This window comes from Klebsiella sp. 1SOBk10mer, assembly GCF_046602535.1.
GTDB lineage: Bacteria > Pseudomonadota > Gammaproteobacteria > Enterobacterales > Enterobacteriaceae > Klebsiella > Klebsiella quasipneumoniae.
The window spans coordinates 239,422-263,443 of record NZ_JBKIUP010000005.1 but is presented as its reverse complement, the minus strand read 5'-3'; the positions used below and the strand labels follow the sequence as shown (position 1 = coordinate 263,443).

The window sequence follows — 24,022 nt, the reverse complement described above, 5'->3', positions numbered from 1 at the left end:
GGTAAACGTGGCGAAAGCTCCAAAACGCGCATTTGTCTGTAATGAATGTGGTGCGGATTATCCGCGGTGGCAGGGGCAATGCAGCGCCTGCCATGCCTGGAATACCATCACCGAGATGCGCATCGCCGCGTCGCCGCAGGTGGCGAGAAACGAGCGTTTGTCAGGCTACGCCGGTAACGCCGGCGTCTCGAAGGTGCAGAAGCTGTCAGACATCAGCCTGGAAGCGCTGCCGCGTTTCTCCACCGGGTTTAAAGAGTTCGATCGCGTACTCGGCGGCGGCGTGGTGCCGGGCAGCGCGATCCTGATTGGCGGCAACCCCGGCGCGGGGAAATCGACCCTGCTGCTGCAGACTTTGTGCAAGCTGGCGGAAGGGATGAAAACGCTGTACGTCACCGGGGAGGAGTCCCTTCAGCAGGTGGCGATGCGCGCCCATCGCCTTGGGCTGCCGACGGCGAACCTGAACATGCTCTCGGAAACCAGCATTGAGCAGATCTGTCAGATTGCCGATGAAGAAAAACCGCAGCTGATGGTGATCGACTCAATCCAGGTGATGCATATGGCCGACGTTCAGTCGTCGCCGGGCAGCGTCGCCCAGGTACGTGAAACGGCGGCCTATCTGACGCGCTTTGCCAAAACTCGCGGCGTGGCGATCGTTATGGTCGGCCACGTCACCAAAGACGGTTCGCTGGCCGGCCCGAAGGTGCTGGAGCACTGTATTGACTGCTCGGTGCTGCTGGACGGCGATGCCGACTCCCGCTTCCGCACTCTGCGCAGCCACAAAAACCGCTTTGGCGCGGTGAATGAGCTGGGCGTTTTCGCCATGACCGAGCAGGGGCTGCGCGAAGTGAGCAACCCGTCCGCTATCTTCCTCAGCCGGGGAGATGAAATCACCTCCGGCAGCTCGGTGATGGTGGTCTGGGAAGGGACCCGCCCGCTGCTGGTGGAGATCCAGGCGCTGGTGGATCACTCGATGATGTCCAACCCGCGCCGCGTGGCGGTGGGGCTGGAACAGAACCGTCTGGCGATCCTGCTGGCGGTGCTGCATCGCCACGGCGGCCTGCAGATGGCCGATCAGGACGTTTTCGTCAACGTGGTCGGCGGGGTGAAGGTCACGGAAACCAGCGCCGATCTGGCGCTACTGCTGGCGATGGTCTCCAGCCTGCGCGATCGCCCGCTGCCGCAGGACCTGGTGGTCTTTGGCGAAGTGGGGCTGGCCGGCGAAATTCGCCCGGTGCCGAGCGGTCAGGAGCGTATCTCCGAAGCAGCGAAGCATGGCTTCCGCCGCGCCATCGTCCCGGCGGCCAATGTGCCGAAAAAAGTGCCGGAAGGCATGCAAATCTTTGGTGTGAAAAAGCTTTCAGACGCGCTAAGCGTTTTTGACGACTTATAATAAGTTAAAAGGAGATTAGCGATGTCGTCATTTGACTATTTAAAAAGCGCCATAAAGCAGAAAGGCTGTACCCTGCAGCAGGTGGCGGAAGCCAGCGGGATGACCAAGGGGTATCTCAGCCAGCTGTTGAACGCCAAAATCAAAAGCCCGAGCGCGCAGAAGCTTGAAGCGCTGCATCGCTTCCTCGGGCTGGAGTTTCCCCGCCGACAGAAAAGCGTCGGCGTGGTGTTTGGTAAGTTTTACCCGCTGCATACCGGGCACATCTATTTGATTCAACGCGCCTGTAGCCAGGTCGATGAGCTGCATATCATCATGGGTTATGACGATACCCGCGACCGCGAGCTGTTTGAAGAGAGCGCCATGTCGCAGCAGCCAACGGTGCCTGACCGCCTGCGCTGGCTGCTGCAGACCTTTAAATATCAGAAGAATATTCGCATCCATGCGTTCAATGAAGAGGGGATGGAGCCCTATCCGCACGGCTGGGATGTGTGGAGTCATGGGATCCGCGCTTTTATGAGCGAAAAAGGGATCGAGCCGAACCGGATCTATACCTCGGAAGAGGCCGATGCGCCGCAGTACCTTGAGCATCTGGGGATCGAGACGGTGCTTATCGATCCTAAGCGGACCTTTATGAATATTAGCGGCGGCCAGATCCGCGAGAACCCGTTCCGCTACTGGGAATATATTCCGACGGAAGTGAAACCGTTCTTTGTGCGGACGGTGGCGATCCTCGGCGGCGAGTCGAGCGGTAAATCAACGCTGGTCAATAAGCTCGCCAATATCTTCAATACTACCAGCGCCTGGGAATATGGCCGGGATTATGTCTTTTCGCATCTCGGCGGCGATGAGATGGCGCTCCAGTATTCTGATTACGATAAAATTGCCCTCGGGCATGCCCAGTATATTGATTTCGCAGTGAAATATGCCAACAAGGTGGCATTTATCGATACCGACTTCGTCAGCACTCAGGCGTTCTGTCTGAAGTACGAGGGGCGTGAGCACCCGTTCGTGCAGGCGCTGATTGATGAATACCGCTTTGACCTGGTGATCCTGCTGGAGAACAACACCCCGTGGGTGGCTGATGGGTTACGCAGTCTTGGGAGTTCGGTGGATCGTAAAGAGTTTCAGTCGCTGCTGGTGTCGCTGCTGAAAGAGAACGAGATCGAGTTCGTCCATGTGAAGGAGTCGGACTACGATACGCGCTTTCTGCGCTGCGTCGAGCTGGTGAAGCAGCTGATGGGGGAGCAGGGGTAGGTCCTCTGCAGGCTGTTGCCCTCACCCCGGCCCTCTCCCGGTGGGAGAGGGAGCAAACCCTAAAAAAGGCAACTTGCGTTGCCTTTTTGCATTTTATTTTGAGATACGTTTGTACTTGATTCGCTTGGGCTCCAGCGCGTCGGCGCCGAGAGTGCGTTTCTTGTACTCTTCGTACTCGGTAAAGTTACCTTCGAAGAACTCCACCTTACCTTCATCCTGGTAATCCAGAATGTGGGTGGCAATACGGTCAAGGAACCAGCGGTCGTGCGAGATAACCATCGCGCAGCCCGGGAACTCCAGCAGGGCGTTTTCCAGGGCGCGCAGGGTTTCGATATCCAGGTCGTTGGTCGGTTCATCGAGCAGCAGGACGTTACCGCCGACCTGCAGCAGCTTCGCCAGGTGCAGACGACCGCGTTCACCGCCGGACAGCTCGCCAACGCGTTTACCCTGGTCGACGCCTTTGAAGTTAAAGCGGCCCACGTAGGCGCGGCTCGGCATCTCGGTGTTGCCGATCTTCATGATATCCAGGCCGCCGGACACTTCTTCCCACACGGTTTTGCTGTTGTCCATCGCGTCGCGGAACTGATCGACGGAAGCCAGCTTAACGGTTTCACCCAGGGTGATGGTGCCGGAATCTGGCTGTTCCTGGCCAGACATCATGCGGAAGAGGGTGGATTTACCCGCGCCGTTCGGACCGATGATGCCGACGATAGCGCCTTTCGGTACCGAGAAGCTCAGATCGTCGATCAGCACGCGGTCGCCGTAGGATTTGCGCAGATGGCTGACTTCCAGAACTTTATCGCCCAGACGCGGGCCTGGCGGAATGAACAGTTCGTTGGTCTCGTTACGTTTCTGGTATTCAACGTTGTTAAGCTCTTCAAAGCGCGCCAGACGGGCTTTGCCCTTAGACTGACGGCCTTTCGCGCCCTGGCGTACCCACTCGAGCTCTTTCTCGATGGATTTGCGACGTGCGGCTTCCTGAGAAGCTTCCTGCGCCAGACGCTGATCTTTCTGCTCCAGCCAGGAGGAGTAGTTGCCTTCCCACGGAATACCTTCGCCGCGGTCAAGTTCGAGGATCCAGCCGGCGACGTTATCGAGGAAGTAACGGTCGTGGGTAATCGCCACCACGGTGCCTTCGAAATCGTGCAGGAAGCGTTCCAGCCAGGCGACGGACTCGGCGTCGAGGTGGTTAGTCGGTTCGTCGAGCAGCAGCATATCCGGTTTTTCCAGCAGCAGGCGGCACAGCGCGACGCGGCGGCGTTCACCACCGGAAAGATTAGCGATTTTCGCATCCCAGTCCGGCAGGCGCAGGGCGTCGGCCGCGCGCTCCAGCTGCACGTTCAGGTTGTGGCCGTCGTGCGCCTGGATAATCTCTTCGAACTTGCCTTGCTGTGCGGCAAGCTTATCGAAGTCCGCATCCGGCTCGGCGTATTTGGCATAGACTTCGTCCAGACCCTTCAGCGCGTTAACCACTTCGGCGACCGCTTCTTCCACGGACTCGCGCACGGTGTGCTCCGGGTTGAGCTGCGGCTCCTGCGGCAGGTAGCCAATTTTAATGCCGGGCTGCGGACGCGCTTCACCTTCGATCTCGGTGTCGATACCGGCCATGATGCGCAGCAGGGTAGATTTACCGGCGCCGTTCAGACCGAGCACACCGATTTTCGCGCCAGGGAAAAAGCTGAGGGAGATATTTTTCAAAATATGACGTTTCGGCGGAACCACTTTGCCGACACGATGCATGGTATAAACGAATTGAGCCACGTTGGACTTCGCCTCTTTCTATTTTGATAGATAGTTCAAAGCCGAAGTGTAGCCTTTTTCGCGCGCTAATCCCAGCGAGGCGACAGGATTCACAGAAGCGTAAAAAAATGTTCAGGACATGGCGCGTTTAGCGTTGTCTGATTAGCATAAGTAAAGCCGCCTGCCGAACCGGCAGGGGCTTTTAAGCGGCACGATGCTGCGAAAATGCACCTGAAAGAGGAAGAGCTTGTGGAAAAAGCCAAAAAAATGGCGTGGCATCTTTTGGCTGCCAGCGTTGGTCTGTTGGCGTTGAGTCAGCTGGCGCATGCGGATTCACTGGATGAACAGCGCAGCCGCTACGCACAAATTAAGCAGGCGTGGGATAACCGGCAGATGGATGTGGTTGACCAGCTGATGCCCACGTTAAGCACCTATCCCCTGTATCCCTATTTGCAGTACCGGCAGATTACCGACGATCTGATGAACCAGCCGGCGCTGGTGGTGAAAAACTTTATTGACGCCAACCCGACGCTGCCCCCGGCGCGTTCATTACGTTCGCGCTTCGTGAATGAACTGGCCCGTCGCAGCGACTGGCGCGGCTTGCTGGCGTTTAGCCCCGATAAGCCGACCAGCACCGAGGCGCAGTGCAACTACTACTACGCCAAACTGAGCGTGGGTCAGTCGCAGGAGGCCTGGAGCGGAGCGAAAGCGCTCTGGCTGACGGGCAAGAACCAGCCCGGCGCCTGTGAACCGCTGTTCAGCGCCTGGCGCGACTCCGGCCAACAGGATCCGCTGGCCTATCTCGAACGGATCCGCCTGGCGATGAAGGCCGGCAATATTGGGTTGGTGAAATCGCTGGCCCAGCAGATGCCTGCCAACTACCAGAGCATCGCCAGCGCCGTGGTCGCCCTGGCTAACGATCCTAACAGCGTTCTGACCTTTGCCCGCACCACCGGGGCGACGGACTTTACCCGCCAGATGGCCGCCGTCGCTTTCGCCAGCGTCGCCCGTCAGGATGTGGAAAATGCCCGTTTGATGATCCCTTCGCTGGTGCAGGCCCAGCAGCTCAATGAGGATCAGACCCAGGAGCTAAGCGATATTGTCGCCTGGCGCCTGATGGGGAACGATGTGACCGAAGAGCAGGCCATCTGGCGCGACGATGCGATTATGCGCTCGCAGTCCACGCCGCTGGTGGAGCGGCGGGTACGGATGGCGCTGGGGACGGGCGATCGCCATGGTCTGAATACCTGGCTGGCGCGCCTGCCGATGGAGGCGAAAGAGAAAGACGAATGGCGCTACTGGCAGGCGGATCTGTTGCTGGAGCGCGGCAGGGACGAGGAAGCGCAGGCGATCCTCCGGTCGTTGATGCAGCAGCGGGGTTTCTACCCGATGGTCGCTGCGCAGCGTCTCGGCGAGGAGTATACCCTCCGCATTGATAAAGCGATTGGCACGCTCGATCCGGCGCTGGCCTCCGGTCCGGAGATGGCCCGGGTGCGCGAGCTAATGTACTGGAATATGGATAACACCGCGCGCACTGAATGGGCGAACCTGGTCACCAGCCGTAGTAAATCCCAGCAGGCGCAGCTGGCGCGTTACGCTTTTGATCAACACTGGTGGGATCTGAGCGTACAGGCGACGATCGCCGGCAAACTGTGGGATCAGCTGGAGGAGCGCTTCCCGCTGGCCTATAACGATCTGTTTGCCCGCTATATCAGCGGTAAAGATATTCCGCAGAGCTACGCGATGGCGATTGCCCGCCAGGAGAGCGCCTGGAACCCGAAAGTGCGCTCGCCGGTCGGCGCCAGCGGGCTGATGCAGATTATGCCGGGCACCGCGACGCATACCGTCAGCATGTTCAGCATTCCCGGCTACAGCGGCCCGTCGCAGCTGTTGGATCCGGAAACCAACATCAACATCGGCACCAGCTATCTGCAGTACGTTTACCAGCAGTTCGGTAATAACCGCATCTACGCCTCGGCGGCCTATAACGCCGGGCCGGGTCGGGTACGCACCTGGCAGGGGAACAGCGCCGGACGGATCGACGCCGTGGCGTTTGTCGAGAGTATTCCGTTCTCGGAAACACGCGGCTACGTGAAGAATGTCCTCTCCTATGACGCCTACTATCGCTACTTTATGGGACAGCAGGATAAGCTCTTCAGCGATGCGGAGTGGCGGCAGCGTTACTGATCGCCGGGAAGTATGTTATGCTTTGTACTCGTTGATGAGTACATTCGACGGGCAGCGTAAGCTGCCCGTCTCAATATGGTGGCGCGATATGACCCAACAATCTCCCTATTCCGCGGCCGTTGCCGAACAACGTCATCAGGAGTGGCTGCGCTTTGTGGCGCTGCTACAGCAGGCCTATGCGCAGGATCTGCATCTACCGTTGCTGCAGCTCATGCTGACCCCTGATGAGCGTGAAGCGCTGGGGACTCGGGTGCGCATTATCGAAGAGCTGCTGCGCGGTGAGATGAGCCAGCGCGAGCTGAAAAATGAGCTCGGTGCCGGCATTGCGACCATTACCCGCGGGTCCAACAGCCTGAAGTCGGCGCCGGTTGAGCTGCGCCAGTGGCTGGAGCAGACGCTGTTGGCTAGCGATAAATAGCGTTGTGGAACGGGCTTAACGCCAGCACGACCGCCTGATGGTAAACGCTGCTGCGGGTTAATTTGCCGCCGGTGAAAACCCCAATCGCTCCCTCTTTACGACCAATCTGAACGATGCCGGTATACTGCGACATGACCGGCCCGAGGGCTTCGCCAGCGCGAACCTGCTCAAGAATAACGTCAGGCAACGGCAGCGTGGCTGAGCGCGCTTCTCCGCGCTGGCTGGCGCTTTCGATGACCACCCAGCTAAAGGTACTGTCATCGTCAATTCCGGCTTCGATGGCGACCCAGAAATCGGCATGGGGCTGGGCAAGGCGCGCATTGGCGACGCGATTTCGTGCGCCAGCGCGCGTTTCCTCGCTGCCGAAGGGCTGTTCCGGCACGCCGCTCTCGACGGAGACGGACTCAATGTGGCAGGATCCTTCGCCGAAAATCTCGTCAAAAGCCTGCAGAATTGCCTGAATTTTGGCGGGATTAGTGGTCGCTGAGACAACATGGTGCATAATCAAAACAACTCAGAATAAACTAACGTCATCGCAGTATACTCTAAATCACCCTCAGGGCAGTCGGTAATGCCCGCAAGCGGTCGATAACGAGTTCAGAACGGAAAAAAAGCATGTTACAGGTATACCTTGTTCGCCACGGTGAAACGCAGTGGAACGCCGAGCGACGTATTCAGGGTCAGTCCGACAGCCCGCTGACCGCACACGGTGAGCGCCAGGCCTGGCAGGTTGGCGAGCGCGCCAGAACGCTGGGGATCACCCATATCATTACCAGCGATCTGGGGCGAACCCGTCGCACAGCAGAGATTATCGCCGAAGCCTGCGGCTGCAGCGTGATCGCTGATGCGCGCCTGCGCGAGCTGGATATGGGGGTGCTGGAGAAGCGCCATATTGACTCGCTCAGCGAAGAAGAAGAGGGCTGGCGCCGCCAGTTGGTCAACGGCACGCCGGATGGTCGCATTCCGCAGGGCGAATCGATGCAGGAGCTTAGCGAACGTATGCATGCGGCGCTGGCCGCCTGTCTGGAATTACCGGCCGGTAGTCGACCGCTGCTGGTGAGTCATGGTATCGCGCTGGGCTGCCTGGTGAGTACGATTTTAGGGCTGCCGGCATACGCAGAGCGTCGTCTGCGCCTGCGCAACTGCTCGATCTCGCGCGTCGATTATCAGCAAAGCCCGTGGCTGGCTTCCGGCTGGGTGGTAGAAACGGCGGGCGACGTCTCGCATCTTGACGCCCCCGCGATGGACGAGCTGCAGCGTTAACGGCGGATCGGGATCAGATACTCGCAGCGCAACTGAATCGGCGTGGCCTGATCCCGGCTTTCATCTTCAGGATAGAAGCGTTCAATATCCAGCCCCTTGCGGCGCGTCAGGTTCAGCATCGGCATGCAGGTGCCGTAGACCGTCAGGATGAATTCCTGCAGGCCGGTACCCAGCCCTTCATACGTAAACATGACATACTCGCCGCCCTCCAGCGTCACCGGATGGGCGTTCTGCAGGTGGCCGTTAGCCATCTCCGGCGTCAGCGCGGTGGTATAGAACACTTCCTGCTCATCGTCTTTCTCCAGGCTCGGACGCGGTTCATGCAGCCCGTAGAGCACCGGGGGGATCGACGGCGAGTTGCCGAGGAAATCTCGCCAGAACTGGACCCGCATCTGGTTGCGGAAGTCGGAGATTTCCTCCAGCTTACAGGTATAGCTCTGAGTCACACCGAGCAGTTGAGTCGTGGGTAGGGCGACAAATTCATGTTTCGGCAGGGTAAACTCGCCAAGACGTAGCGGCGGACGCATACCGAACGAGCTCCAGTCCGGCGAGCGGCGGTAGAGAGCCGGCGTCAGCGAGAATTGCTTCTTGAACGCACGGGTGAAGGTCTGCTGGGAGTCGAAACGGTACTGCAGCGCAATATCAAGGATTGGACGGGCGGTAAGGCGTAATGCGACAGCTGATTTCGACAACCGGCGCGCGCGAATATAGGCACCGATAGCGTGGCCGGTGACATCCTTAAACATTCGCTGCAGATGCCACTTGGAATAACCTGCCTTCGCCGCCACATTGTCCAGAGAAAGCGGCTGATCCAGGTGACCTTCCAGCCAGCTAAGGAGATCGCGAATAATCCCTGCTTGATCCATAAAATGTCCCCATCCTTAAACACAGGTGCCTGATATTAAAGTAGCGGATAATAGCATTTTTTGATGTTTTAGCATTCAGTGTTTTTTTTGCTTTTAAATGCGGTAGGTCAGTGGATCTGAACGATAATTTTGTAAAGCTGTGATCTATAAACCTTTTCTGCTAGGTCCGTGATAATCACTTAGCTATATTTTTTAATAATGGTAACAATATGAAATACAAGAAGTTTGCGATGGGCCTGCTGTTGCTGGCCGGCTGTCAGATTGCTCAGGCGGAGCAGATTGGTTCCGTGGATACGGTCTTCAAATGGTTAGGACCGGATCACAAAATTGTCGTCGAAGCCTTTGACGATCCGGATGTACAGAACGTGACCTGCTATATCAGCCGGGCGAAAACCGGCGGGATCAAAGGCGGCCTGGGGCTGGCGGAGGATACCTCCGACGCGGCCATCTCCTGCCAGCAGGTCGGGCCGATTGAGCTGACGGACAAAATCAAAAATGGCAAAAGCCAGGGTGACGTGGTGTTCCAGAAGCGCACCTCGTTAGTATTTAAAAAGCTACAGGTCGTTCGCTTCTATGATGCGAAACGCAATGCGCTGGTCTACCTGACCTATTCGGATAAAGTAGTTGATGGTTCGCCGAAGAACGCCATCAGCGCCGTGCCGATTATGCCCTGGAATAAATAAACGGGAGCGCGCATGCAGCAGCCACGGATTTGGTTAGTTGAGGATGAACAGAGTATTGCCGATACCCTGGTTTATATGCTCCAGCAGGAGGGCTTCCAGGTCACCGTCTTCGACCGCGGGTTGCCCGCGCTGGAGGCTGCGGCGTATCAGGCACCCGATGTCGCCATCCTCGACGTTGGCTTGCCGGATATCAGCGGCTTCGAGCTCTGTCGGCGCCTGCTGACGCGCTTTCCGGCGCTGCCGGTGCTGTTTCTCACGGCGCGGAGCGATGAGGTCGATAAGCTGCTGGGGCTGGAAATCGGCGCTGACGATTACATCGCCAAGCCGTTTTCGCCGCGCGAAGTTTGCGCGCGGGTGCGCAGCGTGCTGCGACGGCTGCAAAAATTTGCCGCACCTTCGTCGGTAGTTCGCGTCGGCGAGTTTGTGCTTGACGAGCAGGCGGCGTCGATAAGCTGGTTCGGCCAGCCCCTGAACCTGACGCGCTATGAATTTCTGCTGTTGAAAACTTTGCTTCACGCGCCCGGTCGCGTTTTCTCCCGTCAGCAGCTGATGGAGCGGGTATGGAGCGATGCCTGGGAAAGCCTCGACCGCACCGTCGACACCCACATCAAAACCCTGCGCGCTAAACTGCGGGCCGTGAATCCTGATTTGTCGCCAATCAATACCCATCGCGGGATGGGCTACAGCCTGGGGCGCAGCTGATGCGCATCGGCATGCGCCTGCTGCTGGGCTATTTCCTTATCGTCGCGATCGCCGCGTGGTTTGTACTGTCGATCTTTGTCCAGGAAGTGAAGCCGGGCGTGCGCCGGGCGACGGAGGGGACCCTCAACGATACCGCCACCCTGCTGGCGGCGCTGGCGCGTGAGGACCTGCTGGCGGCAAACCCGCAGCAGGGCAGGCTGGCGCAGGCCTTTCAACAGCTCAACCAGCAGCGGCTAAACGCCAACATTGGCGGAATTAAAAAGGTGCGTAATGAGTACCGCGTCTATCTGACCGATGCCCGGGGCAAGGTCGTGTTTGACTCCAGTGGAGAGGCGACAGGGCAGGACTATTCACGCTGGAACGACGTCTGGCTCACCCTGCGCGGGCAGTATGGCGCGCGCAGTTCGCGCAGCGATCCGCATGATGAAGCCAGCTCGGTGATGTATATCGCCGCGCCGGTGATGGATAAGGGGCGGATTATCGGCGTGCTGAGCGTCGGTAAACCCAACCTGGCGATGACGCCGGTCATTAAGCGCAGCGAGCGGCGGATCCTCTGGGCCGGCGGCGCCCTGCTGGGCATTGCGCTGTTGATCGGCTGCGGCGTCGTCTGGTGGATCAATTTCTCTATCGGTAAGCTGGTGCGCTATGCGGACTCCGTGACCGCTGACCGCCCGCTGCCGTTGCCGGAGGTCGGCAGCAGCGAACTGCGTAAGCTGGCCCAGGCGCTGGAGAGCATGCGGGTGAAGCTCGAAGGCAAAAACGCCATCGAAAACTATGTCTATGACCTGACGCACGAGCTGAAAAGTCCGCTGGCGGCTATTCGCGGTGCGGCGGAGATTCTGCGCGAAGGGCCGCCGCCTGCGGTGGCGGCGCGGTTTACTGAGAATATCCTTGCGCAGAACACCCGCATGCAGCTGCTGGTGGAGCGGTTACTCCAGCAGGCGCGACTGGAAAGCCGGCTGGAGATAAAGCTACAGCCGGTGTCGATAGATGCGCTATACCAACGCCTGGCGGAGGAGCGCGACATCGCCCTGGCGGCGAAAGCCATTACTCTGCGCTGGCAGGCGAGTGGGATGCTGGTCAATGGCGATGGCGAACTGCTGGCCCAGGCGCTGGGTAATCTGCTCGACAACGCGATTGATTTTACCCCCCAGGGCGGCGAGATCGCCCTGGGGGTAGAGAAACGAAATGCAGAGGTGCAACTGAGCGTAACGGATAACGGATGCGGTATTCCGGACTATGCCCTGACGCGGATCTTTGAGCGGTTCTACTCGCTACCGCGTGAAGACGGCCACAAGAGCAGCGGCCTTGGGCTGGCCTTCGTTCGTGAAGTGGCGCGCCTGCATCATGGCGATATCCGTCTGCGCAATCGGCCCGAAGGCGGCGTGGTCGCTACGCTGAGACTTCACCGTCCCTTCACATAGCTTCAAATTCTCCCCACACAGCCGCCCTATGGTGAGGCCATCACGATAGGGAGAAAGCTATGTTGAAATCACCGTTATTCTGGAAAATCACCACGCTAATAGGCTGTATTGTGCTGTTATCTCTACCTTTAATGATGGTCAGGGAGCTCATCAATGAGCGGGCTGATTATCGCAGCGAGGTAGTGGACGCCATTGAGCAGAGCACCAGCGGTTCGCAAAAACTCGCCGGGCCGCTGATCGCTATTCCGGTAACCGAGACGCTGACCCGCAGGGAAAACCAAAAAGAGGTCGCCTATCAGCGTAGCTGGGTGTACTACTGGCTGCCGGAGTCGCTGGCGGTCACCGGCAAACAGACCGTGGAGTCGAGAAGGGTGGGCATCTACAGCGGGCAGGTATGGCATAACGTCCTGCAGATTAAGGCCACCTTCGATCCGCTGCGTCTGGCGTCGCTGCGAAAAACGCATATCACCCTGGGCCTGCCGCGGCTGGTGGTGAGCGTCGGCGATGCCCGCGGCATTGGCGCCATCCACGCCCCGAAGGTTAACGGCAGCGTATTAAGCGTGGAACCAGGGCTGGGGATCAGCGGCGATGGGGCGGGCATCCATATGCCGATGCCTGCGCTAGCGGAGGACAACAAACCGCTTGAGATTGCTTTTTCGCTCGATCTGAACGGAACGGGCGCATTTTCACTGGCGCCGCTCGGGCGCAACAGCGAGCTGCAGCTGACCAGTAACTGGCCGCATCCCGGCTTTCTCGGCAGCTTCCTGCCAACGAAACGCGAAGTGAATGCTGCCGGCTATCGCGCCCACTGGCAAAGCAGCTGGTTCGCCAATGATATGGGCAGCTATTTCAAGGATGATATGGAGATCCCGTGGTCGCGCTTACCGGCGTTCAGTGCCGATGTCATGTCGCTTGCCGACCAGTACCAGCTAACCGATCGGGCGACAAAATATGCCATCCTGTTAATCGGGCTGACGTTTATGGCCTTTTTCGCTTTCGAGAGCCTGACCCATCGACCCCTGCATCCGATGCAATATTTGCTGGTGGGCTTATCGCTGGTGCTGTTTTACCTGGTGCTGCTGGCGCTTTCGGAGCACATTGGATTTACCGCCGCCTGGCTGGCCGCCAGTCTGTGCGGCGCGGTGATGAATGGGATCTACCTCCAGGCGGTGCTCAGGGGATGGCGCAACAGCCTGCTGTTTGTCGCCGCGCTGCTGCTGCTGGATGGGGTGATGTGGTTTCTGCTGCACTCCGAGGACAGCGCGCTGCTGTTAGGGACCGGTGTGCTGGCGCTGGCGCTGAGCATTCTGATGTTTTTGACCCGGCGAGTGGACTGGTATGCGTTATCGTTACCGAAAGGCAGTGCGCCTCCGCCGCCGTCTGCCGATGACGACAAACTGCGCCTGTGGAAAGAGTGACGGCATAAAAAAACGGCGCCCTCGGGGCGCCGTTTTCACATCATAGCTGCGGAATAACTCGCATTATTCCTGCAGATCGCCACAGAAACGGTAACCTTCACCGTGAATGGTAGCGATGATTTCCGGAGTATCCGGAGTGGATTCGAAGTGTTTACGAATCCGACGAATGGTCACGTCAACGGTACGGTCATGCGGCTTCAGCTCGCGACCGGTCATTTTCTTCAGCAGCTCGGCACGAGACTGAATTTTGCCCGGGTTTTCGCAGAAGTGCAGCATCGCGCGGAATTCACTGCGCGGCAGCTTGTACTGTTCGCCGTTCGGGCTAACCAGGGAACGGCTGTTGATATCGAGTTCCCAGCCGTTGAACTTGTAGCTTTCCACGCTGCGACGCTCTTCGCTCACGGTACCGAGGTTCATGGTACGGGAGAGCAGGTTGCGCGCGCGGATAGTCAGTTCACGCGGGTTAAACGGTTTAGTGATATAGTCGTCAGCGCCGATTTCGAGGCCAAGGATCTTATCCACTTCGTTGTCGCGGCCGGTTAAGAACATCAGCGCGACGTCGGCCTGCTCGCGCAGCTCGCGCGCCAGCAGAAGACCATTTTTACCCGGCAGGTTGATATCCATGATCACCAGGTTGATATCATTTTCAGACAGGATCTGATGCATTTCCGCGCCATCGGTCGCTTCGAATACATCGTAACCTTCTGCTTCGAAAATACTTTTTAACGTGTTGCGTGTTACCAACTCGTCTTCAACGATAAGAATGTGCGGGGTCTGCATGTTTGCTACCTAAATTGCCAACTAAATCGAAACAGGAAGTACCAAAGTCCCTGACCTGCCTGGTGCATGTCGCAAATTAACATGCGCGGCGTAACATGACTAAAGTACGTAATTGCGTTCTTGATGCACTTTCCATCAACGTCAACAACATCATTAGCTTGGTCGTGGGTACTTTCCCTCTGGACCCGACGGTGTCAAAAACGGCTGACATCCTAACCATTTTAACAGCAACATAACAGGCTAAGAGAGGCCGAACACCCAATAAAACTACGCTTCGTTGACATATATCAAGTTCAATTGTAGCACGTTAACAGTCTTGTGAAATCATTGCATCGCCATGCTCTTTATAGTCACAATCTTTACCCGGCTCAACTAGTTGCGTGGATAAATTAATAAATACAGTGAATCCAATGTCTGGAACGATGCGTCAGATGAAATTTCATTGCCCATCATATGGATAAATGGGTTCTGTTAACATACTCCTTGTCATGGCCTCCTGAGAACAGTTTAGATTTTTTTATGGGTAAGAAAACGCAATTTTAGTGATTTTTGTTGCAAATTTGTAAATTTTCACCGCGTAAAATGGGGGGCTCCGCGCCTCAGACAACGCCTGAGAGAGAGAATGAAACCGCAATGCGTTTAACGATTATTTTGGTCGGTCCTGCCCGGGCCGAGAACGTCGGTGCCGCCGCCAGGGCGATGAAAACCATGGGATTTCGCGATCTGCGGATCGTGGACAGTGAAGCCCATCTGGCGCCGGCGGCACGCTGGGTGGCGCACGGCTCAGGCGACATCCTCGATGGCATCACCACCTATTCCACCCTTGCTGAGGCGCTGCACGACGTCGATTTTACCGTCGCCACCACCGCCCGCAGTCGCGCGCGGTTTCACTATTACGCCACGCCGCAGCAGTTGTTGCCGCTGCTGGAGGAGAAGGCGAACTGGATGACCCATACCGCGCTGGTATTTGGCCGTGAAGACGCCGGATTGACCAATGAGGAGCTGGCCCTGGCCGATGTGCTGACCGGCGTGCCGATGGTCGCGGATTATCCGTCGCTGAACCTCGGTCAGTCGGTGATGGTTTACTGCTATCAATTAGCATCGCTTATGCAACAATCGGCTCCCGCCGCTGCCGCGGCAGACCATCATCAGCTGCAGGCGTTGCGCCTCCGCACCATGGCCTTGCTTTCGCGTCTGGGCGTGGAGGACGATGCCAAACTGGCCGACTGGCTGTCGCAACGATTGGGGCTGCTGCAGCAGCGAGACACGGCAATGTTGCATCGTTTGCTGCATGATATTGAAAAAAACCTACCAGAATAAAGTTCTGTCATATTTTTTATTTATGGTTGTATGTACTGTTTTTGCGGGAGGTGTTCCGCCAATCTGGGTGTTTTTTCTTGTCGGGGTGGCGCAATACGTAAGCCGGCTGAAATGGGGTTAATTGAGAAATTCATTGACTTAAGACGGCAGATACTTTAACCAATATAGGCAGGACACACAGACAGATAAAAATACAGAGTACACAACATCCATGAATCGCATCGGCATGATTACCACCATTATCACCACCACCATTACCACAGGTAACGGTGCGGGCTGACGCGTACAGGAAACACAGAAAAAAGCCCGCACCTGAACAGTGCGGGCTTTTTTTTTGACAAGAGATCAAGGGGTAAGAACCATGCGAGTGTTGAAGTTCGGCGGTACATCAGTGGCAAATGCGGAACGGTTTCTGCGGGTTGCCGATATTCTGGAGAGTAATGCCAGGCAGGGGCAGGTAGCGACCGTCCTGTCTGCCCCGGCGAAGATCACTAACCATCTGGTAGCGATGATTGAAAAGACCATTGGCGGCCAGGATGCCCTCCCCAATATTGCCGACGCTGAACGCATTTTTGCCGAACTTCTTCAGGGCCTTGCCGACGCCCAGCCCGCTTTCCCGCTCGCCCAGTTGAAAGCCTTTGTTGAGCAGGAGTTTGCTCAGATTAAGCATGTCCTGCACGGTATTAGCCTGCTGGGTCAGTGCCCGGATAGCGTCAATGCCGCGCTGATCTGCCGAGGCGAAAAGCTCTCCATCGCCATCATGGCGGGTCTGCTGGAAGCCCGTGGTCATAAAGTCAGTGTCATTAACCCGGTGGAAAAACTGCTTGCCGTTGGTCACTACATGGAGTCCACGGTCGATATCGCCGAATCCACCCGCCGCATCGCCGCCAGCCAGATCCCGGCAGACCATATGATCCTGATGGCCGGGTTTACCGCTGGCAATGAGAAGGGGGAGCTGGTGGTGCTGGGGCGCAACGGCTCCGACTATTCGGCTGCGGTGCTGGCCGCCTGCCTGCGCGCCGATTGCTGCGAAATCTGGACCGATGTCGACGGAGTGTACACTTGCGACCCGCGCCAGGTGCCGGATGCGCGTCTGCTGAAATCGATGTCTTATCAGGAGGCGATGGAGCTCTCCTATTTTGGCGCGAAAGTGCTGCACCCGCGCACCATCGCCCCTATCGCCCAATTCCAAATCCCATGTCTGATTAAAAATACTGGCAACCCGCAGGCGCCGGGAACGCTCATCGGCGCCAGCCGCGACGAGGACGATCTGCCGGTTAAAGGCATCTCTAACCTCAACAACATGGCGATGTTCAACGTTTCCGGGCCGGGGATGAAAGGCATGGTCGGCATGGCCGCCCGCGTCTTCGCCACCATGTCCCGCGCCGGCATCTCGGTCGTGCTGATCACCCAATCCTCCTCCGAGTACAGCATCAGTTTCTGCGTGCCGCAGAGCGACTGCGCGCGAGCCAAACGGGCGATGGAAGATGAGTTTTACCTCGAGCTGAAAGAGGGACTGCTGGAGCCGCTGGCCATTATGGAGCGTCTGGCTATTATCTCGGTGGTGGGCGACGGGATGCGCACCCTGCGCGGTATCTCGGCAAAGTTTTTTGCCGCGCTGGCTCGCGCCAATATCAATATCGTGGCGATTGCTCAGGGCTCCTCCGAGCGCTCCATTTCGGTGGTGGTTAGCAATGACGATGCTACCACCGGCGTGCGCGTGACCCATCAGATGCTGTTCAACACCGATCAGGTGATCGAAGTGTTCGTCATCGGCGTCGGCGGCGTCGGCGGCGCGCTGCTGGAGCAGATCAAACGCCAGCAGGGTTGGCTGAAGAGCAAACATATCGATCTGCGCGTTTGCGGCGTGGCCAACTCTCAGGCGCTGCTGACCAGCGTGCATGGTCTGAATCTGGAAAACTGGAGTGAAGCGCTGGCGGAGGCGAAAGAACCCTTTAATCTTGGTCGCCTGATCCGCCTGGTAAAAGAGTACCACCTGCTGAATCCGGTGATCGTCGACTGTACCTCCAGCCAGGCGGTCGCCGATCAGTACGCCGACTTCCTGCGCGAAGGGTTCCATGTGGTCACGCCGAATAAAAAGGCCAATACCTCTTCACTGGATTACTATCATCAGCTGCGCCACGCGGCGAGCAGCTCGCGCCGCAAGTTCCTCTATGACACGAACGTTGGCGCTGGCCTGCCGGTGATTGAGAACCTGCAGAACCTGCTCAACGCCGGCGATGAACTGCGCCATTTCTCCGGGATCCTTTCCGGCTCCCTGTCGTTTATCTTCGGCAAGCTGGATGAGGGGGTGAGTTTCTCGGCGGCGACGGCAATGGCCCGTGAGATGGGGTATACCGAGCCGGATCCGCGCGACGATTTATCCGGGGTGGACGTCGCGCGTAAGCTGCTGATTCTGGCCCGTGAGACCGGACGTGAACTGGAGCTGTCGGACATTATCGTCGAGTCGGCGCTGCCGGCGGACTTCGACGCCAGCGGTGATGTCGAGACCTTTATGGCTCGCCTGCCGTCGCTGGATGATGAGTTCGCCTCGCGGATTGCTAAGGCGCGCGATGAAGGTAAAGTCTTGCGCTATGTCGGTAACATCGAAGAGGATGGTACCTGCCGGGTGAAAATTGCCGCCGTTGACGGTAACGATCCGCTGTACAAAGTCAAAAATGGCGAGAACGCGCTGGCCTTTTACAGCCACTATTATCAGCCATTGCCGCTGGTGCTGCGCGGCTATGGTGCCGGGAACGACGTCACGGCGGCCGGCGTATTCGCCGACCTGCTGCGCACCCTTTCCTGGAAGTTAGGAGTTTAAGATGGTCAAAGTATATGCCCCGGCTTCCAGTGCCAATATGAGCGTCGGGTTTGATGTGTTGGGCGCGGCGGTCACGCCGGTCGATGGCACGCTGCTTGGCGACAACGTCACTGTCGAAGCGGCGGAGCAATTCAGCCTGCAGAATCTGGGACGCTTCGCCAGCAAACTGCCGACGGCGCCGCAGGAGAACATTGTTTACCAGTGCTGGGAAAGCTTTTGCCGGGAGATCGGTAAGACGGTGCCGGTGGCTATGACGCTGGAAAAAAACATGCCGATTGGTTCCGGGCTGGGTTCCAGCGCCTGCTCGGTGGTCGCCGCGCTGGTGGCGATGAACGAGTTTTGCGGTAAGCCGCTGAACGAGACGCGCATGCTGGCGCTGATGGGGGAGATGGAAGGGCGTATCTCCGGCAGCATTCACTACGACAACGTGGCGCCGTGCTATCTTGGCGGCATGCAGTTGATGATCGAAGAGAATGGGATTATCAGCCAGCAGGTGCCCGGGTTTGATGAGTGGCTGTGGGTGCTGGCCTATCCGGGGATTAAAGTCTCCACCGCCGAAGCGCGGGCGATTCTGCCGGCGCAGTACCGCCGTCAGGATTGTATCGCCCATGGTCGCCACCTCGCGGGCTTTATTCATGCCTGCTACACCCGCCAGCCGCAGCTGGCGGCAAAATTGATGAAAGATGTGATTGCCGAACCGTACCGAACCAAACTGCTGCCGGGCTTTAGCGAAGCGCGTCAGGCGGCCATGGAGATGGGCGCCCAGGCTTGCGGCATCTCCGGCTCTGGCCCAACGCTATTCGCGTTGTGCGATAAGCCGGACACCGCACAGCGCGTCGCCGACTGGCTTGGCGCGCACTATCTACAGAATCAGGAAGGCTTTGTTCATATTTGCCGGCTGGATACGGCGGGCGCACGCGTAGTGGGATAACCAATGAAACTGTATAACTTAAAAGATCACAATGAGCAGGTCAGCTTTGCGCAGGCCGTTACCCAGGGACTTGGCAAGCATCAGGGCCTGTTCTTTCCGCACGTTCTGCCGGAATTCAGCCTGACTGAAATCGACGATATGCTGGCGCAGGACTTTGTCACCCGCAGCGCCAAAATTTTATCCGCCTTTATCGGCGATGAGATCCCGCAGGATGTCCTGCAGCAGCGGGTCCGCGCGGCGTTTGCGTTTCCGGCGCCGGTGAGCAAGGTTCAGGAGGATGTCGGCTGTCTGGAACTGTTCCATGGCCCCACGCTGGCGTTCAAGGATTTCGGCGGCCGCTTTATGGCGCAGATGCTGACCCACATTGCGGGCGACAAGCCGGTCACCATCCTCACGGCGACCTCTGGCGATACTGGTGCGGCGGTGGCGCATGCTTTCTATGGTCTGCCGAACGTTAAGGTGGTGATCCTCTATCCGCGCGGCAAGATCAGCCCGCTGCAGGAGAAGCTGTTCTGTACTCTCGGCGGCAACATCGAAACCGTGGCGATTGACGGCGACTTCGACGCCTGCCAGGCGCTGGTGAAGCAGGCGTTTGACGATGAAGAACTGAAGGCGACGCTGGGGCTGAACTCGGCTAACTCCATTAACATCAGCCGCCTGCTGGCGCAGATCTGCTACTACTTCGAAGCGGCGGCGCAGCTGCCGCAGGAAGCCCGCAATCAGCTGGTGATTTCTGTGCCGAGCGGCAACTTCGGCGATCTGACCGCCGGTCTGCTGGCGAAGTCGCTGGGTCTGCCGATCAAACGCTTTATCGCAGCCACCAACGCCAACGACACTGTTCCGCGCTATCTGCAGGGCGGCGAGTGGGCGCCAAAAGCCACCCAGGCGACGCTGTCCAACGCCATGGACGTCAGCCAGCCGAACAACTGGCCGCGTGTCGAAGAGCTGTTCCGCCGTAAAATCTGGCGTCTCAGCGAGCTGGGCTATGCCGCGGTCGATGATGAGACCACCAAAGCGGCAATGCGCGAGCTGAAGGCCATCGGCTACATCTCTGAGCCGCACGCGGCGATTGCCTGGCGCGCGCTGCGCGATCAGCTGCAGCCGGGAGAGTACGGTCTGTTCCTCGGCACCGCCCATCCGGCGAAGTTCAAAGAGAGCGTGGAGGAGATCCTGCAGGAGACCCTGCCGCTGCCGAAAGAGCTGGCCGACCGCGCCGACCTGCCGCTGCTGTCTCACAACCTGCCGGCGGATTTCGCCGCGCTGCGTAAGCTGATGATGGGCTAAATCCTTACCGTCCCCCTGTCGCGTCGAACGCCGCAGGGGGACGCTTACTTACTGCTCGTGGCGTTTAAACACCAGTTCGCCTTTCTCCGATGCCTCCGCATCAAAGAAATAGCCTTCGCTATTAAAGGATTTCAGCTGCTCCGGCTGGGTTAAGCGATTTTCAATAATGTAGCGGCTCATCAGGCCACGGGCTTTCTTGGCATAGAAGCTGATCACTTTGAATTTGCCGTTCTTCTCATCGAGGAAGACCGGCTTGATCAGCTGGCCCTGCAATTTTTGCGTTTTCACCGATTTAAAATACTCATCGGAAGCCAGGTTGATGACGATATCGTCGCCCTGAGCCTGCAGCGCCTGATTCAGCTTCTCGGTAATGGTATCGCCCCAGAACTGGTACAGATCTTTACCGCGCGGGTTTTCCAGACGGATCCCCATCTCCAGGCGGTAGGGCTGCATCAGGTCCAGCGGGCGCAGCACGCCATACAGGCCGGAGAGCATGCGCAGGTGTCGCTGGGCGAAGTCAAAGTCGTCCTCAGTGAGCGTCTCTGCCTGCAGGCCGGTGTAGACATCGCCCTTAAAGGCGAGGATCGCCTGGCGGGCATTTTGCGGCGTAAAGTCAGGGTGCCAGTCGTGGAAACGGGTGGCGTTCAGATCCGCCAGCTTGTCGCTGATGCTCATCAGCTTGCCGATTTGCGGCGCGGTCAGCTGACGGGCGATGCTGATAAGCTCTTGAGAATACTCGAGGAGTTCGGGCTGGGTATAGCGAGTCGTTGCCAGCGGGCTTTGATAATCGAGCGTTTTAGCAGGTGAAATCAGAATCAGCATATCCAGTCCTTGCAGGTAATTTCGACGAATTTTAACAAAAAAAGTGCATGGTGGGATCGATAGCTGCGATTGCCGCGTTATTCGCGCGGCAGTTCATTCCACGCGCCCGGGGCCAGCTGCTGGTGAATCTCGGGATAGCGCGATGCATCAAAAGTGGGCTGGATGCCCAGCTGGCGCTGACGCAGATAATCACTGGCGATAATTCGCACCGTCGGGGAGAGCAGCAGGATGGCCGTCAGGTTGGTCATCGCCATCAGCGCCATAATGATATCCGCGCTCTGCCAGACGACCGGCAGGCTAACCAGGGTCCCCAACAGCACCATCAGGACGGTGAGTATCCGCAGACCCCAGATATAACGCGGCTTATCCAGATGCAGAAAGATCAGATTATTTTCCGCATACACGTAGTTGGCCACGATAGAGCTAAAAGCGAACAGTAGCACGATGAGGGCGATAAAATCCGCTCCCCAGCCGCCGACCAGCACGCTCATCGCGTGTTGCAAGTCCTGAATACCATTGAGCGTATATTCATTGTCGGGCCGCGGCGCCAGCATGACGATAATCGCGCTGGCGGTACAGATCACGATGGTATCGATAAACACGCCAATCATCTGCACGATACCCTGCGCCGCCGGGTGTGGCGGCCATGAGGCGGCGGCTGCGGCGGCGTTAGGCGAAGAGCCCATCCCTGCTTCATTGGAGAACATGCCGCGCTGAAAGCCGCTGGTCAGCGCCTGGCTGATGGTGTAGCCCACCGCGCCGGCGGCGGCTTCCTGCCAGCCGAAGGCGCAGCGAAAGATGGTGGCGAAAATCGTCGGCAGGGCGGTGATATGCCACAGGCCGATAAGCAGGCTGGTGGCGATCCACAGCAGCGCCATGATGGGCACTATCCACTGCATCAGGCGCGCCACGCCGCGTAAACCGCGGAGGATGGCCAGCAGAACGACAACCGCCAGCACGCCGCCGCTGACCGCCGCCGGTAGATCGAACGCATAGCGCAGGGCATGAGCCACGGAGTTGGCCTGCACGGTATTGAAGATAAAGCCATAGGCCAGCAGCAGGAGGATCGAAAACAGCACGCCCATCCAGCGCATGCCGAGCCCGCGCGCCATATACCAGGCCGGGCCGCCGCGGAACTGACCGCGGCTATCGCGTTCTTTATACAACTGGGCAAGGGAACATTCGGCGAAGCTGCTGGCCATGCCGAGCAGGGCGGAGACCCACATCCAGAATACCGCTCCGGGTCCGCCGGCGGCGATGGCCAGCGTGACGCCGGCAAGATTACCGCTGCCAACCCTGGCGGCAAGACTGGTACATAACGCCTGAAAAGAGGTTAAACCGCCCGGCTGCGGGTGCAGGCTTTTTTTCAGACTGCGGCTAAATTTGCGCACGTAACGGAACTGAATACCCCGGGTTTGCCAGCTAAACCAGATCCCTGCGCCCAGTAGCAGATAAATCATCACTGAGCCCCAGAGTATTTCATTGATAAATGAGAGAAAATCAGGCATTAAACATCCTCTTGTCCATGCCGGCACGCCAGTGTAAGCGTTACCAATTAAGTGACAATCCTTGCGCTTTCAGCAAATTAATCTGCATAGTTTATCACACTCTGCGCTCTTCTCTCGTCGGCGGTTGCGCTGACCCGGCAGCGTGTTATCATCTGGGCAGACCGGTTACATCCCCTTAACTGCTGTTTAAGAGAAATATATCATGACGGATAAATTAACTTCTCTGCGTCAGTACACCACTGTCGTCGCTGACACCGGAGATATTGCGGCAATGAAGCTGTATCAGCCTCAGGATGCCACCACCAACCCTTCCCTGATCCTCGGCGCGGCTCAGATCCCTGAGTACCGTAAGCTGATTGACGACGCTGTGGCCTGGGCTCGTAGCCAGAGCAGCGATCGCGCACAGCAGATCCTTGATGCTTCCGATAAGCTGGCGGTGAACATCGGTCTCGAAATTCTGAAACTGATCCCGGGCCGTATCTCCACCGAAGTGGATGCACGTCTCTCCTACGACACCGAAGCGTCTATCGCCAAAGCTAAGCGCATTATCAAGCTGTATAACGACGCGGGCATCAGCAACGATCGTATTCTGATCAAGCTGGCTTCCACCTGGCAGGGCATTCGCGCCGCTGAGCAGCTGGAAAAAGAAGGCATCAACTGCAACCTGACCCTGCTGTTCTCCTTCGCTCAGGCTCGTGCTTGCGCCGAAGCAGGCGTCTTCCTGATTTCGCCGTTCGTTGGTCGTATCCTCGACTGGTACAAAGCCAACACCGATAAGAAAGAGTATGCGCCGGCAGAAGATCCGGGCGTGGTTTCCGTCAGCGAAATCTACGAGTACTACAAGCAGCACGGTTATGAAACCGTAGTGATGGGCGCCAGCTTCCGTAACGTTGGTGAAATTCTCGAACTGGCTGGCTGTGACCGCCTGACCATCGCGCCAGCGCTGCTGAAAGAGCTGTCCGAAAGCGAAGGGGCCGTTGAGCGTAAACTGGTGTACACCGGTGAAGTGAAAGCGCGTCCGGAGCGTATTACCGAATCTGAGTTCCTGTGGCAGCATAACCAGGATCCGATGGCGGTAGACAAACTGGCGGAAGGTATCCGTAAGTTTGCGATCGACCAGGAAAAACTGGAAAAAATGATCGGCGAACTGCTGTAATCCTGCAGGTGGCCGACGCCCGTCGGCCACATTACACTGTCTGTCCCGCCAG

The 24,022-nt window shown here is 57.9% G+C and carries 22 protein-coding genes and 1 other annotated feature; of the genes, 16 read left to right on the top strand and 6 right to left on the bottom strand.

Annotation, left to right across the window (positions count from 1 at the left end):
• Positions 1–7 precede the first annotated feature (7 nt).
• Positions 8–1,390: a DNA repair protein RadA gene (gene radA / locus ACLH1I_RS15605; protein WP_002887800.1), complete on the top strand. Its 1,383-nt coding sequence runs from the start codon at positions 8–10 to the stop codon at positions 1,388–1,390.
• Between the two features lie 21 nt (positions 1,391–1,411).
• Complete coding sequence (gene nadR, locus ACLH1I_RS15600; protein ID WP_004886547.1) at positions 1,412–2,644, top strand: multifunctional transcriptional regulator/nicotinamide-nucleotide adenylyltransferase/ribosylnicotinamide kinase NadR; 1,233 nt, start codon at positions 1,412–1,414, stop codon at positions 2,642–2,644.
• Positions 2,645–2,737: 93 nt separating this feature from the next.
• On the opposite strand, the gene ettA is transcribed toward nadR, so the two are convergent.
• On the bottom strand, positions 2,738–4,405 hold the full coding sequence (gene ettA, locus ACLH1I_RS15595) for an energy-dependent translational throttle protein EttA (protein WP_004204211.1): 1,668 nt from the start codon (positions 4,403–4,405) through the stop codon (positions 2,738–2,740).
• Positions 4,406–4,633: 228 nt separating this feature from the next.
• On the opposite strand from ettA, the gene sltY reads away from it, so the two are divergent.
• Together sltY and trpR are read left to right on the top strand one after the other, a co-directional pair.
• Complete coding sequence (gene sltY, locus ACLH1I_RS15590; RefSeq protein WP_198079793.1) at positions 4,634–6,571, top strand: murein transglycosylase; 1,938 nt, start codon at positions 4,634–4,636, stop codon at positions 6,569–6,571.
• 88 nt (positions 6,572–6,659) lie between these two features.
• Positions 6,660–6,989 carry a trp operon repressor gene (trpR, locus tag ACLH1I_RS15585; protein WP_004204213.1) on the top strand — a complete coding sequence of 110 codons (330 nt, stop codon included), beginning with the start codon at positions 6,660–6,662 and terminating at the stop codon, positions 6,987–6,989.
• Here the strand turns inward: trpR and yjjX are convergent.
• On the bottom strand, positions 6,976–7,491 hold the full coding sequence (yjjX, locus tag ACLH1I_RS15580) for an inosine/xanthosine triphosphatase (protein WP_151629133.1): 516 nt from the start codon (positions 7,489–7,491) through the stop codon (positions 6,976–6,978). The genes trpR and yjjX overlap by 14 nt on opposite strands.
• Before the next feature lie 113 nt (positions 7,492–7,604).
• On the opposite strand from yjjX, the gene gpmB reads away from it, so the two are divergent.
• Positions 7,605–8,252, top strand: coding sequence for a 2,3-diphosphoglycerate-dependent phosphoglycerate mutase GpmB (gene gpmB / locus ACLH1I_RS15575; protein WP_004204216.1), 648 nt, complete (start codon positions 7,605–7,607; stop codon positions 8,250–8,252).
• Here gpmB and robA read toward each other — a convergent pair.
• Positions 8,249–9,118, bottom strand: a complete 870-nt coding sequence (robA, locus tag ACLH1I_RS15570; RefSeq protein ID WP_004204217.1) for an MDR efflux pump AcrAB transcriptional activator RobA — start codon at positions 9,116–9,118, stop codon at positions 8,249–8,251. The two genes, gpmB and robA, sit on opposite strands and share 4 nt — an antisense overlap.
• A gap of 209 nt (positions 9,119–9,327) precedes the next feature.
• Here robA and creA point away from each other — a divergent pair, with 209 nt between their 5' ends.
• The 4 genes from creA to creD are packed head-to-tail and all read left to right on the top strand — an operon-like array spanning position 9,328 to position 13,345.
• Entirely contained in the window at positions 9,328–9,801 is a 474-nt protein-coding gene (gene creA, locus ACLH1I_RS15565) for a protein CreA (protein ID WP_004204218.1), read from the top strand.
• A gap of 12 nt (positions 9,802–9,813) precedes the next feature.
• Entirely contained in the window at positions 9,814–10,503 is a 690-nt protein-coding gene (gene creB / locus ACLH1I_RS15560) for a two-component system response regulator CreB (RefSeq protein WP_032455528.1), read from the top strand.
• The gene (gene creC / locus ACLH1I_RS15555; RefSeq protein WP_017901225.1) at positions 10,503–11,927 is read left to right on the top strand and encodes a two-component system sensor histidine kinase CreC; all 1,425 of its coding nucleotides are present in this window, start codon (positions 10,503–10,505) and stop codon (positions 11,925–11,927) included. The genes creB and creC overlap by 1 nt, the downstream gene beginning before the upstream one ends.
• Before the next feature lie 59 nt (positions 11,928–11,986).
• Positions 11,987–13,345, top strand: coding sequence for a cell envelope integrity protein CreD (gene creD, locus ACLH1I_RS15550; protein ID WP_192796524.1), 1,359 nt, complete (start codon positions 11,987–11,989; stop codon positions 13,343–13,345).
• A 63-nt stretch (positions 13,346–13,408) separates the two neighbouring features.
• On the opposite strand, the gene arcA is transcribed toward creD, so the two are convergent.
• Complete coding sequence (gene arcA, locus ACLH1I_RS15545; protein ID WP_002887843.1) at positions 13,409–14,125, bottom strand: two-component system response regulator ArcA; 717 nt, start codon at positions 14,123–14,125, stop codon at positions 13,409–13,411.
• A 95-nt stretch (positions 14,126–14,220) separates the two neighbouring features.
• Here arcA and yjjY point away from each other — a divergent pair, with 95 nt between their 5' ends.
• The 6 genes from yjjY to thrC all read left to right on the top strand — a co-directional run bounded on the left by yjjY (position 14,221) and on the right by thrC (position 20,484).
• A complete protein-coding gene (gene yjjY / locus ACLH1I_RS15540; protein WP_004146984.1) occupies positions 14,221–14,361 on the top strand; it encodes a protein YjjY in 141 nt (46 codons plus the stop codon).
• Positions 14,362–14,758: 397 nt separating this feature from the next.
• Positions 14,759–15,445 (top strand): tRNA/rRNA methyltransferase, encoded by a 687-nt coding sequence (locus ACLH1I_RS15535; RefSeq protein WP_004204223.1) that lies wholly within the window; start codon positions 14,759–14,761, stop codon positions 15,443–15,445.
• Positions 15,446–15,656: 211 nt separating this feature from the next.
• A complete protein-coding gene (gene thrL / locus ACLH1I_RS15530; protein ID WP_004222578.1) occupies positions 15,657–15,725 on the top strand; it encodes a thr operon leader peptide in 69 nt (22 codons plus the stop codon).
• Positions 15,664–15,781 (top strand) — a sequence feature (Thr leader region). (Overlaps the previous gene by 62 nt.)
• Before the next feature lie 25 nt (positions 15,782–15,806).
• Positions 15,807–18,269, top strand: a complete 2,463-nt coding sequence (thrA, locus tag ACLH1I_RS15525) for a bifunctional aspartate kinase/homoserine dehydrogenase I (protein ID WP_009309175.1) — start codon at positions 15,807–15,809, stop codon at positions 18,267–18,269.
• A 1-nt stretch (position 18,270) separates the two neighbouring features.
• Positions 18,271–19,200: a homoserine kinase gene (gene thrB / locus ACLH1I_RS15520; protein WP_002887853.1), complete on the top strand. Its 930-nt coding sequence runs from the start codon at positions 18,271–18,273 to the stop codon at positions 19,198–19,200.
• 3 nt (positions 19,201–19,203) lie between these two features.
• Positions 19,204–20,484: a threonine synthase gene (thrC, locus tag ACLH1I_RS15515; RefSeq protein ID WP_151629135.1), complete on the top strand. Its 1,281-nt coding sequence runs from the start codon at positions 19,204–19,206 to the stop codon at positions 20,482–20,484.
• 48 nt (positions 20,485–20,532) lie between these two features.
• On the opposite strand, the gene yaaA is transcribed toward thrC, so the two are convergent.
• Both yaaA and ACLH1I_RS15505 read right to left on the bottom strand, forming a co-directional pair.
• Positions 20,533–21,306 (bottom strand): peroxide stress protein YaaA, encoded by a 774-nt coding sequence (gene yaaA / locus ACLH1I_RS15510; protein ID WP_009309177.1) that lies wholly within the window; start codon positions 21,304–21,306, stop codon positions 20,533–20,535.
• 77 nt (positions 21,307–21,383) lie between these two features.
• On the bottom strand, positions 21,384–22,814 hold the full coding sequence (locus ACLH1I_RS15505; protein WP_004204227.1) for an alanine/glycine:cation symporter family protein: 1,431 nt from the start codon (positions 22,812–22,814) through the stop codon (positions 21,384–21,386).
• 202 nt (positions 22,815–23,016) lie between these two features.
• Here ACLH1I_RS15505 and tal point away from each other — a divergent pair, with 202 nt between their 5' ends.
• Positions 23,017–23,970, top strand: a complete 954-nt coding sequence (gene tal / locus ACLH1I_RS15500) for a transaldolase (protein ID WP_004204228.1) — start codon at positions 23,017–23,019, stop codon at positions 23,968–23,970.
• Positions 23,971–24,022 lie beyond the last annotated feature (52 nt).

Bases quoted from the DNA above. Each gene is read 5' to 3' on its own strand.
- trpR (WP_004204213.1), top strand. From the start codon at position 6,660: ATGACCCAACAATCTCCCTATTCCGCGGCCGTTGCCGAACAACGTCAT.
- thrB (WP_002887853.1), top strand. From the start codon at position 18,271: ATGGTCAAAGTATATGCCCCGGCTTCCAGTGCCAATATGAGCGTCGGG.
- thrC (WP_151629135.1), top strand. From the start codon at position 19,204: ATGAAACTGTATAACTTAAAAGATCACAATGAGCAGGTCAGCTTTGCG.
- gpmB (WP_004204216.1), top strand. From the start codon at position 7,605: ATGTTACAGGTATACCTTGTTCGCCACGGTGAAACGCAGTGGAACGCC.
- creA (WP_004204218.1), top strand. From the start codon at position 9,328: ATGAAATACAAGAAGTTTGCGATGGGCCTGCTGTTGCTGGCCGGCTGT.
- robA (WP_004204217.1), bottom strand. From the start codon at position 9,118: ATGGATCAAGCAGGGATTATTCGCGATCTCCTTAGCTGGCTGGAAGGT.
- ACLH1I_RS15535 (WP_004204223.1), top strand. From the start codon at position 14,759: ATGCGTTTAACGATTATTTTGGTCGGTCCTGCCCGGGCCGAGAACGTC.
- creD (WP_192796524.1), top strand. From the start codon at position 11,987: ATGTTGAAATCACCGTTATTCTGGAAAATCACCACGCTAATAGGCTGT.
- yaaA (WP_009309177.1), bottom strand. From the start codon at position 21,306: ATGCTGATTCTGATTTCACCTGCTAAAACGCTCGATTATCAAAGCCCG.
- creC (WP_017901225.1), top strand. From the start codon at position 10,503: ATGCGCATCGGCATGCGCCTGCTGCTGGGCTATTTCCTTATCGTCGCG.
- yjjY (WP_004146984.1), top strand. From the start codon at position 14,221: ATGACTAAAGTACGTAATTGCGTTCTTGATGCACTTTCCATCAACGTC.
- creB (WP_032455528.1), top strand. From the start codon at position 9,814: ATGCAGCAGCCACGGATTTGGTTAGTTGAGGATGAACAGAGTATTGCC.
- tal (WP_004204228.1), top strand. From the start codon at position 23,017: ATGACGGATAAATTAACTTCTCTGCGTCAGTACACCACTGTCGTCGCT.
- thrA (WP_009309175.1), top strand. From the start codon at position 15,807: ATGCGAGTGTTGAAGTTCGGCGGTACATCAGTGGCAAATGCGGAACGG.
- yjjX (WP_151629133.1), bottom strand. From the start codon at position 7,491: ATGCACCATGTTGTCTCAGCGACCACTAATCCCGCCAAAATTCAGGCA.
- arcA (WP_002887843.1), bottom strand. From the start codon at position 14,125: ATGCAGACCCCGCACATTCTTATCGTTGAAGACGAGTTGGTAACACGC.
- nadR (WP_004886547.1), top strand. From the start codon at position 1,412: ATGTCGTCATTTGACTATTTAAAAAGCGCCATAAAGCAGAAAGGCTGT.
- ACLH1I_RS15505 (WP_004204227.1), bottom strand. From the start codon at position 22,814: ATGCCTGATTTTCTCTCATTTATCAATGAAATACTCTGGGGCTCAGTG.